This window comes from Priestia sp. ABM2_011 (genome assembly GCF_056158845.1).
Genome location: NZ_JBSWUB010000001.1, coordinates 2,089,234 through 2,102,806, shown reverse-complemented (window position 1 = coordinate 2,102,806; position 13,573 = coordinate 2,089,234). Strand labels below are relative to the sequence as shown.

At 38.8% G+C, this 13,573-nt stretch carries 19 protein-coding genes and 1 pseudogene; 4 read left to right on the top strand and 16 right to left on the bottom strand.

Annotated features, from left to right (window positions below; translation table 11 throughout):
- Positions 1-2: 2 nt before the first annotated feature.
- Both ACXAE4_RS11330 and ACXAE4_RS11325 read right to left on the bottom strand, forming a co-directional pair.
- On the bottom strand, positions 3-884 hold the full coding sequence (locus ACXAE4_RS11330) for a PhzF family phenazine biosynthesis protein (RefSeq protein ID WP_033580489.1): 882 nt from the start codon (positions 882-884) through the stop codon (positions 3-5).
- Between the two features lie 14 nt (positions 885-898).
- Positions 899-1,243, bottom strand: a complete 345-nt coding sequence (locus ACXAE4_RS11325; RefSeq protein ID WP_028414517.1) for a YunG family protein — start codon at positions 1,241-1,243, stop codon at positions 899-901.
- A 190-nt stretch (positions 1,244-1,433) separates the two neighbouring features.
- Between ACXAE4_RS11325 and ACXAE4_RS11320 the strand changes: the two genes are divergently transcribed.
- Positions 1,434-2,207: a DUF2628 domain-containing protein gene (locus ACXAE4_RS11320; RefSeq protein WP_289578065.1), complete on the top strand. Its 774-nt coding sequence runs from the start codon at positions 1,434-1,436 to the stop codon at positions 2,205-2,207.
- Positions 2,208-2,265: 58 nt separating this feature from the next.
- On the opposite strand, the gene ACXAE4_RS11315 is transcribed toward ACXAE4_RS11320, so the two are convergent.
- From ACXAE4_RS11315 to ACXAE4_RS11305, 3 genes are all read right to left on the bottom strand, one after another.
- The gene (locus ACXAE4_RS11315; protein WP_048019595.1) at positions 2,266-3,402 is read right to left on the bottom strand and encodes a GAF domain-containing sensor histidine kinase; all 1,137 of its coding nucleotides are present in this window, start codon (positions 3,400-3,402) and stop codon (positions 2,266-2,268) included.
- A gap of 80 nt (positions 3,403-3,482) precedes the next feature.
- Positions 3,483-4,055, bottom strand: a complete 573-nt coding sequence (locus ACXAE4_RS11310) for a GNAT family N-acetyltransferase (RefSeq protein ID WP_028414520.1) — start codon at positions 4,053-4,055, stop codon at positions 3,483-3,485.
- Between the two features lie 347 nt (positions 4,056-4,402).
- On the bottom strand, positions 4,403-4,678 hold the full coding sequence (locus ACXAE4_RS11305) for a hypothetical protein (RefSeq protein ID WP_475236037.1): 276 nt from the start codon (positions 4,676-4,678) through the stop codon (positions 4,403-4,405).
- 516 nt (positions 4,679-5,194) lie between these two features.
- Between ACXAE4_RS11305 and yjcZ the strand changes: the two genes are divergently transcribed.
- Positions 5,195-5,344 (top strand): sporulation protein YjcZ, encoded by a 150-nt coding sequence (gene yjcZ, locus ACXAE4_RS11300; protein ID WP_014459214.1) that lies wholly within the window; start codon positions 5,195-5,197, stop codon positions 5,342-5,344.
- Between the two features lie 298 nt (positions 5,345-5,642).
- Here yjcZ and ACXAE4_RS11295 read toward each other — a convergent pair whose 3' ends face one another.
- From ACXAE4_RS11295 to ACXAE4_RS11285, 3 genes are all read right to left on the bottom strand, one after another.
- Positions 5,643-6,089 (bottom strand): GNAT family N-acetyltransferase, encoded by a 447-nt coding sequence (locus ACXAE4_RS11295; protein ID WP_155009978.1) that lies wholly within the window; start codon positions 6,087-6,089, stop codon positions 5,643-5,645.
- 20 nt (positions 6,090-6,109) lie between these two features.
- Positions 6,110-6,493, bottom strand: a complete 384-nt coding sequence (locus tag ACXAE4_RS11290; RefSeq protein WP_025751010.1) for a MerR family transcriptional regulator — start codon at positions 6,491-6,493, stop codon at positions 6,110-6,112.
- A 364-nt stretch (positions 6,494-6,857) separates the two neighbouring features.
- Entirely contained in the window at positions 6,858-7,793 is a 936-nt protein-coding gene (locus ACXAE4_RS11285; protein ID WP_155009977.1) for an aldo/keto reductase, read from the bottom strand.
- A 269-nt stretch (positions 7,794-8,062) separates the two neighbouring features.
- Between ACXAE4_RS11285 and ACXAE4_RS11280 the strand changes: the two genes are divergently transcribed.
- Complete coding sequence (locus ACXAE4_RS11280; RefSeq protein WP_028414524.1) at positions 8,063-8,278, top strand: hypothetical protein; 216 nt, start codon at positions 8,063-8,065, stop codon at positions 8,276-8,278.
- A 34-nt stretch (positions 8,279-8,312) separates the two neighbouring features.
- Here the strand turns inward: ACXAE4_RS11280 and ACXAE4_RS11275 are convergent.
- A pseudogene (locus ACXAE4_RS11275) lies at positions 8,313-9,232 on the bottom strand (DMT family transporter).
- Positions 9,233-9,340: 108 nt separating this feature from the next.
- On the opposite strand from ACXAE4_RS11275, the gene ACXAE4_RS11270 reads away from it, so the two are divergent.
- Entirely contained in the window at positions 9,341-10,240 is a 900-nt protein-coding gene (locus ACXAE4_RS11270; RefSeq protein WP_028414526.1) for an AraC family transcriptional regulator, read from the top strand.
- 30 nt (positions 10,241-10,270) lie between these two features.
- Here the strand turns inward: ACXAE4_RS11270 and gvpU are convergent, their stop codons facing one another.
- From gvpU to ACXAE4_RS11235, 7 genes are read right to left on the bottom strand one after another with little or no spacing between them, the layout of a single operon-like run.
- Positions 10,271-10,687 carry a gas vesicle accessory protein GvpU gene (gvpU, locus tag ACXAE4_RS11265; protein WP_013057987.1) on the bottom strand — a complete coding sequence of 139 codons (417 nt, stop codon included), beginning with the start codon at positions 10,685-10,687 and terminating at the stop codon, positions 10,271-10,273.
- A gap of 23 nt (positions 10,688-10,710) precedes the next feature.
- Complete coding sequence (gene gvpT, locus ACXAE4_RS11260) at positions 10,711-11,592, bottom strand: YtxH domain-containing protein (protein WP_033580321.1); 882 nt, start codon at positions 11,590-11,592, stop codon at positions 10,711-10,713.
- A gap of 36 nt (positions 11,593-11,628) precedes the next feature.
- Positions 11,629-11,931: a gas vesicle protein gene (locus ACXAE4_RS11255; protein WP_028414528.1), complete on the bottom strand. Its 303-nt coding sequence runs from the start codon at positions 11,929-11,931 to the stop codon at positions 11,629-11,631.
- Between the two features lie 21 nt (positions 11,932-11,952).
- A complete protein-coding gene (locus ACXAE4_RS11250; protein ID WP_028414529.1) occupies positions 11,953-12,237 on the bottom strand; it encodes a gas vesicle protein K in 285 nt (94 codons plus the stop codon).
- Complete coding sequence (locus tag ACXAE4_RS11245) at positions 12,191-12,478, bottom strand: gas vesicle protein (RefSeq protein ID WP_033580320.1); 288 nt, start codon at positions 12,476-12,478, stop codon at positions 12,191-12,193. The genes ACXAE4_RS11250 and ACXAE4_RS11245 overlap by 47 nt, the downstream gene beginning before the upstream one ends.
- Before the next feature lie 17 nt (positions 12,479-12,495).
- Positions 12,496-13,305, bottom strand: coding sequence for a GvpL/GvpF family gas vesicle protein (locus ACXAE4_RS11240; protein ID WP_028414531.1), 810 nt, complete (start codon positions 13,303-13,305; stop codon positions 12,496-12,498).
- Entirely contained in the window at positions 13,306-13,572 is a 267-nt protein-coding gene (locus ACXAE4_RS11235; RefSeq protein WP_013084016.1) for a gas vesicle protein GvpG, read from the bottom strand. It lies immediately after the preceding gene.
- Position 13,573 lies beyond the last annotated feature (1 nt).

The following is a 13,573-nucleotide window of genomic DNA, read 5'->3' as shown; positions in this document are numbered from 1 at the left end:
TGTTACAAAATCCATTCACCGCGCGCAATCATCTCTACTTTTCCGCCTACTTTAATGTGAAAAGCCTCTCCATCATAACTAGCTTTTACATACAGCAGTGAAGGTCTTCCTATTTCGTATCCTTGTTCTACACATATGTCAATAGCTTGCTGATTAAAATAACCGTATTTGACTAAATATGCTGCTAAACAGCCGTTGGCGCTGCCGGTTGCCGCATCTTCTGGAACGCCGTAATAATCAGCAAAATCTCGCACATTTACGTGATGATCTTGGTGATAGGTTTCCGGCGAAAAGACCATAATTGCTTTTGCTTCTGTGTTTTCTATCAGCTTGAAATATTTTTCTTTGTCTACATTTATCTCTTTAGCAGCTTCTAATGATGTTAAAGGGACAAGAATGACCGGCAGACCCGTGGATACTTCTTGAACGGGAAAACGCATATCGATATAAGTTTCATCAAGGTTTAACACGTCCGCCACCTGCTTTTTATCTAACACTTTCCCAAACGTCGGCTGACCTTGTGTCATCCACAGTACATCTTTTTGTTCATCGTATGTAACAGGCGTAGGACCTGCTTTATAATGAAGAGTAAGCTCCTCTGTATCTTTTTCTTCTAGTTCTTCTCGAATAACATAAGCGGTACCGAGCGTCGGATGGCCTGCAAATGGCACTTCTTCATTAGGTGTAAAAATCCGCACGTCATATTCTCCTTTTTGCGGAGAAGCCGACGTAATAAACGTCGTTTCAGAGAAATTAATTTCTTTAGCCATTTGCTGCATCTCTTTGTCTGAAAGGCTTCCGGCGTCTTTAAAAACGGCGAGCTGATTTCCTGTATATTTTCTCTGTGCAAATACATCAACAATGGAATACTGAATAGTTTTCATTCCTGTGTTCCTTTCTAACGCAAATTTTTATGTACAAAATGGGTCATTACTTTTTTCTTTAAAGCCTCATATTGCTCCTCATTCGTATCCATAAACGCTTCTTCCCTACTGGATAAAATATCTGCGTAATGGAGAGGCTCACGAAATTGTTCTTGTGTAAAATCATAGCGCTGTTCGTTGAGCTGATTATAGAAATGCCAGCCTTCTTTACACGGAGTTTTTAAAATATCTCCTCCTTTGATATCTTGAACGACAAGCGCGGTCACTCCGCACTGTCCTTTGGCAGGATTGTCAGCCGTCCACTTCGTGCTCGAATGAATTGACCACGATTGATGCAGGGCTTTCTTTAAACGATTCACGTTGGGGCAGCTCCTTTTTCTTCAAATCTACCATATTCTTCTTTTTTATGAAAGTTCCCATTAAAAAATACACAGCGCAAATATTCTTACTTTAAAAATAATTTAAGGAAGAATAGAAAAATACTAGAAATAATGTATAATAATAGAGTCATTTTAGATGATAGATTATAACCAATGAAAGGTGTTTTAAATGGAAGAACAAGCAGTAAATGAACTCCTGTCTTTTGAAGAAGAGCATAAAGTAGTTCGAACAAATACGTCGTATTATGATTTGAAATGGGGAAAAACAGCCAATCCAGCTAAAAACAACACGTGGAACTGGGCAGCCTTTTTTCTGACAAGCGCTTGGTTTGCATACCGAAAAATGTATAAGCACTTTTTTATTTTAACGCTTATTGAAGTAGTTTGGTTTTCCCTTTTGTGCTTTGTAGACATACCAGAGTGGTCCGATGCAATTGTATTCGGCGGTGCTTCACTTATTACAGGGCTATGTGCCAACCGCTGGTACTATAAGCACGTTAAAAACGTGTTAGCTCGAGCCGAAGCTCAGCCGGAGCAGCGGAAAGAAGCTTATTTGCAAATAAAAGGCGGCACTCACATCGGAATTGCTATTGGTTTAAGTATCTTAGCGCTTATGATTACGTTTGGAGTCGGAGCGGGATTATCATATTTACCAACAAAAACAAATATTAAAGATGTGGTTCGCTACGGCGACGAAGCAATTACGCTTGAAACGTACAACGATCATCCAAAATGGACCTATATTAAAAAAGAAGGCCGTCATCACGTTGTACAATTTACCGGCTACGATTATACAGAAAAAGAGCATGTGCGCATTGTGTTTAACGTTTATTTGGATAAACAAATTTACGAATGGGACAAAATTTACATCAACGGCAAAAAGTTAAACAAAAAAGATGCGGAAGACTATGAATACTGGATTGAAGACAGTTCAGCATATTAAAAAAGTCAGCCAAAAAAGAAAGGATGAGTGCGTACTCTCCTTTCTTTTTTGTTTTATCTTAAAGCGTCAAAGGCAGCTTCACCGTCACTACTGTCCCGTTCTCATCACTTTCAATCGCAAGCGTACCGTTATGCTCGTTGATGATCGTTTTACAAATAGAAAGCCCTAACCCCATGCCTGTTCCATCTTTTGTTGAGAAAAACGGATTTCCTACTTTATTAATAATGGATAGCGGAATCCCAGAACCGGTATCTTGAATGTCAATAAGAGCCCAATCTTCCCATTCTTTGATAATAAGATTTACTTCCCCGTGTTTCTTTTTCTCCATTGCTTCAATGGCATTTTTCAAAAGATTCATAAACACTTGTCTCATTTGAGCAGGATCGATTGATACAAGTGGAATGGCTCCTTCTATTCTTACGTTCATTTCGACATTATACAGCGCAGCTTCACTTTTCAAGAAAGCAACGGTATCATGAATAACTTCTACAATCGATACGATTTCTTTTTTAGGCGCTGTTGGCTGCGTGACAAGCAAAAAGTTGTTAATAAGTTCATTCATACGATCCAGTTCATCAAGAACAATTTTTTGAAAAGGCTCTGCCTGCTCATTTTCATTAAATAAAAATTGAATAAAGCCGCGCACCGACTGCATCGGGTTTCGAATCTCATGCGCTAACCCTGCTGCTAGCTGCCCTACGAGTGCCAGCTTATCAAGCTGCAGAATTTTCTCTTCAATTTTCGGCAAAACAGCCGCTTGATTTTTATAAATAATATGAGACAAAATACCAGCCAGCCGGTTTAACCCTTGAATTTCACTTTCGCTAAACGGATAAGGATCCGGATCGACCGCACATAAGGTACCAAACATTCTCCCATCTTCTAGCACAATAGGTGTTCCTAAATAAGAACCTACCCGGGCACCATCAATGATGGCTAAATTAGACGTTCTAACATCGCGTTTTGTATTGGGAATAACAAGGGGTTCATCACACGTGACTAAGTTGCATACCGCAAGCTCTAACGGCAGCGTCAGTCCATCCTCTACAAGGCTTCCCCCTTCTTTATTAAAGGCTTTCATAACTGAAAATTGTTCGTCGAAAATCCCTACAAACAGCGTCCTGCTTCCGACTACTTCGCTGGCCATCTGCAATACATCCCAAACGGCTTTTTCATTGATGTTCCTCTCTTCCATTACCTTAGTCACCTACTATTTAAATATAGACTGTTCTATTCTCTTATTCTCATTATAAATTTTAAATGTACAAACGTATATCAAAATTTTAAGAACTCGTTTATTTCTTCTATTTTGTCATTAGGGTTAAGGATAGCTAAGACTTGATGATCTTCCCATATGCCATTAATATTTACATTTTTTCTAGCGATTCCTTCTCTATGAAACCCAGCTTTTTCGAGTACGCGCTGAGAAGGCACATTACGTGGCATGACGCCGGCTTCAATGCGGTGAAGATGCAGCTCTTCAAACGCATAGTCAACAAGTGCTTTTATGGCTTCTGTTGCGTACCCTTTCCCATTATGATGGTGATCTAAAAAATAGCCGATAACTGCGCTTTGTAAAGATCCCCGCATCACTTGAAAAAGACTAATGGTGCCAATTAATTTATTATTCTCTTTTTGAAAAAGACCAAAATAGTATTCTTGATCGTTTTTCCTATTCTCTTCGTGACGCTGAATTTTTTCTACTTGGCTCTCTAATGTATAAAAAGAATGCTCTCGACTCATAGAAAACTGCTTAAAAAAGTCTCGATTGTCCTTTTGCAATCGGAGGCTGTCGTGCGCATCGCTGGCAGTCAACGGGCGCAAATAAATAGTGTGGCTTTCAATCATGTTATGTCTCTCCCTCTTTTACTTCTCACAGAAAGTTGTGTAAAAAGAATGCTTCGTTAATATCTTCCATTTTCTCACATAGTAAGCGTTTCTTACTGTAATGTAAAGAACCAAAAGCACGATTCTAACATCTTTTCTTTATCTCTTCCTGCCACTATTTTTTATTTCTTCACTATGTAAAATCAAAAACCACCTGGAAAAATGACCAGGTGGTTTTATATATGAGATGGGGTGTACGTTCTGATTCACTGTGGATGGATATAATGCCTTACGTTTCCAAACAGACTTCCTTATAGAAAAGAATGATATAAAAAATACTTCTTCTGAGATTTTTCTTTTATTTATATTTAACAGCCGCAGCCAAAGCCATAACCGCCGTATCCGTAACCGCCATAGCCATATGGTGATAGCAGTGAGCCTGCTACTAGCCCACCTGCTAATCCTCCTAAAAATGGACCTCCAAAGCCATAGCCGAATGGTCTGCCAAAGCCAAAGCCAAACGGGCGTCCAAAACCAAACGGTCTGCCAAAGCCAAAGGGCCTGCCAATAAACCTTTCATCTGCGTGTTGAAGTTGATGATCTTGAGAATACATAGTGGGTAAAAAATGCATTTCTGAATCCATAAGAGAAACCTCCGTTTTTTTGTTTTTTGCTTTCACCCAAGAATATGCATTTACCTATTCGCTGTCTTGGGCAAATATCTTAGTTATGCTGAAAATAAGGGAAAAGAATTACGAAAAAAAGCAAATGACTAAGTTTATATGAAAATGAGCTTGATTTCTCTTTAGTACCTAATACATACAAAAGAAGCGGATCCTGACTTAGAAGGGTATACGGAAAGTACTAACATGTTTACTTCATAGTAAAAAACAAGAAGCCGAAGAAAAAATTCTTCGGCTTCTACTTCATTATGTACGCAGGCTAAGGAGGAAGTGGTATTAGCCTGCTTCGTTATAACATGGGGGCTCATATATGAGATCTTGGGATGATTCATCCTATGTAGAAAGTGAAAAAAAGTACCGTGTCCATCTTATTTTCTTATCTTTTTTTATTTTCATTGAAATCATTGGATATTTTTGGAGCACTTTTGCATTTCAGGCATATGTTAAAAATGTACTCAGAACTTGGAGGTGAACTATATGGGCTTCTATGGTGGCTGTGGTTATGGCGGTTACGGTTACGGCGGTGGCGGCTGCGGATTTGGCAGTGGCTTTGCTTTAATCATCGTATTATTCATTTTATTAATCATCATCGGCTGTGCTTGCTGGGGAGGATTTGGCGGTTGCTAATCATTAGAAATAATGATGAACAGCTTCATTTTCACTAATTTTTTTACCAAAAGCTAGCTTTCCACTTTATTATGAAAAAGCAGTGTCCACATAATGGGCACTGTTTTTAGGTGTGCTCACAATGAGACTCACCACTGAGAAAAAAACACGGGCTTTTTAATCTACCGTTCCTTGTTTACGCCTTCTCATTACCTTATTTTTCTTGTTCATACTTCCCTTTCTTCTACATATTAATAGGTAAAAAGAGTAATTAAAAAGAGAGCCACTCTGCAGCTCTCTTCCCGCTTTATGTAAAAAATTATACAAACGATTTTTTCAAGACGACCCGCTGATCATTTACAGTATAGCCGTTTCTTTCATAAAAAGCCTGTGAAGCTCCTCCAGTCGCCGTTAAGAGATACAAGCTGTTGATATCGTGTCTTTGAAGTTCGTTCTCAAACCGGCTTAAGATAGCTGAACCATATCCTTTTCCTTGCACGCTTGCACTGACGCAAAGCTCGGCCACGTAAAAGGTCATACCGCTGTATGATTTTTTCGCGTGACCTGCAATCATTCCAATCAACTCTCCTTGGTCATAAAATAAATAGCCTATAAATTTAGGCGTGTTCAGTAGATTAGTCAGCCTTTCTTTAGCTGATTCTTCCGTCCATGGTTCATTCCAAGGCTTTTTTGTAAATACATCTAGATACAAGTCAATGCACTGCTGTATATTCTCTGCAGTGAGAGGTACTACTTTTTCGATCATTTTTACGCTTCCTTTTTTGTTTAGTTTGAAGGCTTGTTAACAATTCGCTCGTACATTTCCGGCAGGTGCTTAATTTTATAATCAATCGTCTCAAGCTTGTGATGGATTTCTTCGATTTCTTTTTGCACCGCTTTTTTATGGTCCATCAGCATTTGCAGACTTTTATCAAGCACGGCATTTTCAAGCGTACAGTTTTCAATAAGCGTTCGAATATCCTTGATTTGCATACCCGTGCTTTTTAAACAGCAAATTAAATCAATCCATTCAATATCTTGTTCTTTAAAAATACGATTTCCTGACGCTGTACGATCTAAAAATGGAAAAAGCCCTTCTTTATCATAATAGCGAATGGTATAAATTGTCACGTTCAATTTCTTCGCAACTTGTGAAATGGTATACGTCATACTGCTTCCTCCTACATCTTAACCTTCTCAGAAAAACATCATGATTTTGCCTTGACCTCTAGTTATCTCGAGGATTTATTCTTTTAGAGTCTTCTTCATTGCGCTTTTTATGCTGCAGACTTTTTGTACAAGCAGCAACATACATTCAACTCAGAAAGGATGATACGATGAATACTGCTCACATGATGCTTACCATTGTAATCGGCGGTTTTATTGCCTTTTTATTAGGTTTTGGCGTCACAAAAATAATTGAGCTGCTGCTAACTCTTTTTCTAGCTTAAACAGTAGTTCTTATCGTAAAACGCAGGTAACTCCGTTCTATGTTCGAACGGAGTTACCTGTTTTATTTTAGAGACTAAAGCGGTTAAGGCACCATGTTGCCAGCGGCTTTATAAATATCGTACCATTCTTGGCGTGTTAACTTGATTTCTGAACCTTTGCTTGCATCTTTCATACGTTGAATATTTGTCGTACCAAGTACTACTTGAATATTTGCAGGATGCGTTGTAATCCACGCAACGGCAATCGCTGTATTCGTCACGCTATATTTACTTGCGATGCGATCAATTACTTCGTTTAGCTTTCCAAATTTCTCTTTATCACCTAGGAAAGGACCTTCAAAAAATCCGTTTTGGAACGGCGACCATGCTTGAAGCGTGATATCGTTCAAACGGCAATATTCAAGCACGCTGCTGTCGCGGTTAACAGCTTGATCAATTCCCATGTTTAACGAAATACCAGAATCAATGATTGGCGTATGTGCGATGCTGAACTGCACTTGGTTTACGACAAGCTTTTGGTTAATATATTTTTCAAGCAGCTGAATTTGCGCTGGGTTGTGATTCGATACACCAAAGTGACGTACCTTTCCGCTGCTTTGCAGTTCGTTAAATGCTTCTGCTACTTCTTCAGGGTCCATTAGTGGATCTGGACGATGCAGTAATAAAAGATCTAAGTAATCTGTTTTTAAACGCTCTAAGCTGCCGTTAACAGAGTCTATGATATGCTTCTTTGAAAAGTCATAGTAATTTTTCGCTGCGTTAATGCCGCATTTGCTTTGAATCACCATTTTTTCACGAAGACTTGGGTTCATTTGTATAGCGTTTGCAAAATATTCTTCGCATTGCCCTACATAATCAGGACCGTAAATATCAGCATGATCAAAAAAGTTAATTTCTTCTTCCATCGCTGTGCGGATTAGCTTCTCTGCTTCTTGTAAAGAAAGCTCTGTTAAACGCATGTTTCCCATAATTAAATTTGATACGTGTAAGTCAGTATTAGCAATTGTATGATACTTCATGTAAAGCCCCTCCTTGAAATGATACTACTACAAGATAAACCATAGAGTTAACTCTAGGTCAAGCAGAAAGAATAAAAGATTTTGCAAGCAGCGGCGGTAAAACACCCTATCTTTTTTGGTAAAAAGATGAAATACTAGGTTGTGGTGTGATAAAAGTCACTGCCGCTTTGCATTTGATTTAGTAGTATATGTTACGTTCTTTTCTTCCTTTTTATCAAAGCTTATTTCATAGCAATACATTAATTTATCAGGCAAAGGAGTTTATCACCATGGAGAAAACGAAAACAAAACAATTTGAAATACATTATTCCGTTCTAAAAGATGAAGCCAAAATCAAAGGAACTTTTGTAGTAGAAGCTGCTAAAAACCGAGATGACGCATCAAGACTTGCTAAATTAAATGTCTCTACAAAAGAAAGAGTGTTTATTCAATATGTAAAGATTTTAAAAGTCAAACGAGTTTCTACAGATTCGGCGGCAAAGTGACATTGGTTTGCTTCTTCTTTTAGCAAGCCCCCATTTATGCTGAAAGTGTCGTCTCAGAAGATACTTGTTTCGTTCGTGTGAGTAATAGAACTAATCCAATAATACAAGCTGTGCCCATCCATTGATAAAAACCAAAAGGCTCTTTCAGCCAAACAACGGTTGTGATAACAGCGGCTAAAGGCTCTAAACTTCCAAGCAAACTCGTTTCTTTAGGTAAAAGACTTTGCAGACTTTCTACATAAAACCAAAAAGCAAGCATCGTGCCAAAAATAATGACAAATAAAATATATCCCCAGGTTATTGGTGATAAGCTTGACGCTTCCCAAGGAGGATGAATAAAGCTCATTACGCTTCCCCCAATTACCATTGACCAGCCAACGATGACAAGCGAACTGTACTTTTTGATCAGCGGAACTGCATACAGCGTATAAAAAGCAGCCGCTACGCCTGACAGCACTCCCCAAACAACGGCAGATACAGGAACAGACAGCTGAGAAATAGAGCCGTTTGTTAATAAAAAAAGCAGCCCCCCAGTGCCAGCAGAACAGTGATGACGTCTTGTCGCGTAAATATAGACTGCTTGCGCAAAAGCAAATAAATGATAATCATCACTGGTGATAAATACTGCAGCAGCGTAGCTACTGCTGCATTTCCATGCTTAATAGAAGCCATATACGTATACTGAACGGCGAGCATACCAGCTATGGCAAAAACGACGAGCTGAAAAGCTGACTTTCGGTTCTTCCATACTCCAAGTACGTGAGAATGATTCCTTTTTATACATGAAATCATTAGCAGCAAAAAACCCGCAGTGAGCAGCCGTACTGAAACAAGCCAGTCTACACTGATTTCAAATTCTTGAAAAAGCTTTTGAGCAACCGTTCCTCCCATCCCCCAACATATAGCTCCCGTTGTTACAAAAAAGAAACCTTTTTTTCTGCTGAGATCGTTCATCTTTCATCCCTCACTTTTATTATAAGAATAGTGTTATAATAAATGAAAAACGGGGCAGAAAATACGCATATTGCATTAAAAAATATAAATATATTGAGGTGGCCATGTATGCCAGCAGCGCATTTTAAAATTGATGAAAACTTAAAAGAGCTAACGACCCATCGCACCGTTGAGCTGCCAGTGGCATGTTATCAAACAACAATCAGTGATCACATAAACGGCTACATCCCTCTTCACTGGCATGATGAGCTTCAATTTGTATTGGTTATAAAAGGTCATGCGTCTTTTCAAATAAATGAAAAAACAGTGACTGTAAAACAAGGCTACGGACTGTTTATTAACAGCGAATGTCTTCATATGGCTGAAGACATAAACAAATCTGGCTGCGTGTACATTTGCTTAAATGTTTCTCCTCATTTTCTTGTGCCGCAAGAACTTTTCACAAATTACGTTTATCCCTACATTCATGCAACGAATCTATCACATTTATTCATCAGTCCAAAGCAAGCCTGGGGGAATAACGTGTTAGATTCTATACATAAGATATACACATGGATCCATAAGCAGCCGCTCCACTATGAAATAGAGATTGCCTCTGAACTCAGCATACTTTGGAAAAATGTAATTCTTAACGGGTTGCAGCTAAAATACAACGAAAAAGAAATGATCAAAAATCAGCGGATGAAGCAAATGCTGAATTGGATTCATTTGCACTTTGCTGAAAAGATTACGCTCGATGATATTGCCAAAGCGGGACAATTAAGCCGTTCTGAATGCTGTCGATATTTCAAGAAAATGTTAAAAAAATCGCCTTTGACCTATGTATTAAACTATCGAATTCAGCAAAGCTTAGTTATGCTGCAGCAAGCAGAAGCAAATGTGACGGACGTCGCCTATCAAGTAGGATTTAATAGTACAAGCTATTTTATTAATCAGTTTCGAAAAGAAATGAAGATGACTCCGCTCATGTATCGAAAAAAGAAGCTGCATATCTCATCACATCACTAAAAAACGGCGGGGCACTCACCCCGCCGTTTTTTATGAACTCTTTTTACTCGTTGATTTTGCATCAGAAATCTTCCCTAAGAAGAATCCGTCTACTTCTGCTATTTTTCCTCTCCAAAAGATCTTTCCTTTTGAAGGAGTAGACTTACTGTCTCCACAGTAGATCTTTGTATTTTTCAAATGAATAAAATGGGCTTCTGCTTCTCCGTTTGATTCGCTCGCTTCGCTTGCTAAAGAGAATTGTTCGCTTAGCGCCTGAGCCACTTCACTGCCTTCTTCAAACGTTTCGCTTAAGTAATCAAAGTATTCTTTTGCTGAAATCATGGTACCGGAAATCACAGCGCCGTTTACATTTAATGAAATATCAAGTGAAAAGCCGTGTTTATTAGAAGCTTTCACAAAGTATTCAAGCGTATTGTCTTTAGTTGAAAAAGAAGGGCCTGTACTCATGTATTTCTTTCCTCCTTTACGTCTTAGGCTGTTGTATCGTCTTCACTAGAAAGAGATGTTGCGTCATCATCTTCTTCATCCGTGTTTTTCTTTGCTTTTGTATTTTTTGATTTTTTAGCTGTTGACTTTTTTGGTTTCGCTTCCTTTTTTTCTTCTTCACTTTCCTCTTCTTCGTCTTCTTCTTCTGTTTTTACTTTTTTATTTTTTTTGTTTGAACGAGAATCTTCCTCTTCTTCCTCGCTGTCTTCGTCACTTTCACTTTCTTCTTCCTCTTCTTGCTCCTCTTCTTTTTTGTTCTTTTTACGAGGCTTAGATGTTTCTTCTTCGTTTTCATCGTCCTGCTCGTTTTCTTCGTTCTCATCGTTCTCTTCTTCGTCAGAATCTGTATCTTCCGCTTCTTCATTTTGATTTTTATTGAGGCTAAGCTCAACAAGCATGTTCATTTTTTCTTCAAGCTGTGATAAACGGTCTTGAAGCGTTTGATTTTCTTCTTTTAACTCATCGTACTCTTGAACGTTATCGTCTTCTGTTTCGCTACTAGAAGAATTTACGTTTTCTTCATCATCTTTTGATTTATCTTTATCTTTTTTAAACAAGCTTCCCGCAGATGTTTTCAGGCTGGCCACGCTGCTTTTTGATTTTTCTTTTACCTTTGTTCCTAAATCAGATGCTTTGCTTTTTAATTCGTCTGTATCGATGCGGTCAAGAAGGCTTTTTCGATTTTCAGGAGTCGATACATATCCAATCGTTGCACCGATGATACCTCCTGCTACCGCTCGTTTGATTGGCCCGCTGCTTGTTGTTTTGCTTGCTTTTGAATCGTTCTTTTCTTTTGAACCGTTTTCCGTATTTTTGTTTTCCTTGTTTTCTGCCTGTGTGTTATCTAATTTTGTTTCAGTTGCCATTGTAAATCCCTCCATTTTTTAAGTAGCGTACAGTTTTTAACGTTCTGTTTCTATTTTTTCTTCAAGCGTTTTTAACCGCTCATGCAGCATTTTATTTTCTTCTTCGAGCGCTTTACTATTGGCTCCTTTTGAACTGAGATAGGGATCATTTTCCCACCAGTCCATGCCGATTTCTTTTGCTTTATCAACCGAAGCCACAATCAAGCGGATCTTTATCGTTAATAGCTCGACATCTGCAATTCCTACGGTGATGTCCCCCGCTATGACGACTCCTTTATCCAAAATCTTTTCGAGCACATCTACAATCGTACTTGACTGCATATTATGTTCGACTGCCATACTGTTCCTCCCACTGACCGCTTAAAGCAGGCTGCCTAGCGGTCCAAGATCAATATTTAAATCTTCTGCGTCCAGACCGAACACCTCTTTCAACTCGTCCATTTTTTCTTCTAAGTTCATTAGTGCAATTCCTAAGTTTTCAATTTGTTCGTCCGTCAACGTTCCACCCTCCACCCGCCTCATGGCATGACGTTCAACGATTTGCCTCAATAGCTCAATAACTGTCATCACAAGCTGCGCTAAGCCTTGTTCAGCTTTATCAGGATCCAAGTGGATTCGTCCATTTGCTTGGCTGACCGGTTGCATCCAGTAATTCCTCCTTTTGTTTATCAAATTGTTCAGAAGTGATGGGTTTGCGATTTCCTTCTTTTGCTTGCACCAGCGTTTCAACCGAAGAAATAAGCACCCGCAAATCCAAATACACTAAATCGACGCCGGCTATGGAAATGATTAAGTCTCCTTTAATGGCGACTCCTTTATCTAAAATGACATCTAAAATATCAATAAGAGCAATATCTTTATTCTCCATAGATTGTTTAAGAGACATAATGTTAATTCCTCACTTTACGCAAAGCTCGAGAAATGATAGGGCGGCCATGGTCCCGTCACTTCAAATTTCCAGCCTTTATTTTCAAGCTTTTGCTGAAGCTCTTCTATTTCGTTTACAAACTTAGTGATCTGCAGAGACGGAAGAAGAAACACGCTGTTCCACGCCATTTGTTCAGCCGCGCCCGTTACGTCCTTGCTCCAATTCTTTTTAACAGAGTCATAAAGCGACAGTTCTTTGAGCTTGTCATGTATCTCTTCACACACTTTGTTTTTGTGAAGTTCTAATTCTCTTTCAATCAGCTGATCTATTTTTTTCTTTTCAAAAAACTGTCTTCCTGGTGATAAGTGACTAATTTCTTCTTTTTTCGCTTTCACGCTTTCATTCGTTTCGCTGATTCCTTTTTTAAGCTCTTTATCATCACAGTAAATCTTCACGTTCCACTCTTCATTTCCTTGAAGCAGCGTCAGTGAATTCTCTAGCTTTTCTTTGTTAAGCTCAATAGCTGCTTGCAGACTTTCTTTACTTTTATAAATGGTGCAAAATTTTAATGGAATGATCGTAAATTCTTCGTACAAAGCGGCTACCGTTTCGTGATGATGAAATGCTTTTTCCTGCAGCCAGCTCATATCCTGCTCCATTTTTTCTTTAATCACTTCTTCTGAATAGGCGTCAGCATCCAGCTTAGAAACGACAGCCGTCACCTGATCAATCGTTATTGGGTACAGTGAATGTTCTCCGTCAAACCCTTTATAAGATGGAAACGGCTCTCTGGCTGCTGCTTCTTTTGTTGGAATTAAACCGTATAAATACAGTAATTCTCCCATCTAGGATTCCTCATTTCTTTTTTTTGTCAGCTCTTCCCATTGTTCAATTTCTCTGCGTTTCGCGATTTCGTACCTCATTAACAATTCATCTTCTTTTTCTTGAAACGCTTCTTCCGGAATTTCACCAAGCTCAAACATCATTTGAAGCTGAATGAGTTTTTGCTGAATCGTCGGAAGGTCATATAGCTGTTTATCAGCTTCTTCCTGTACTTTTTCGCCGATTTTCACTACAAGGTTAATAGGTGCGGTTACTAATTTGTGAAGCACG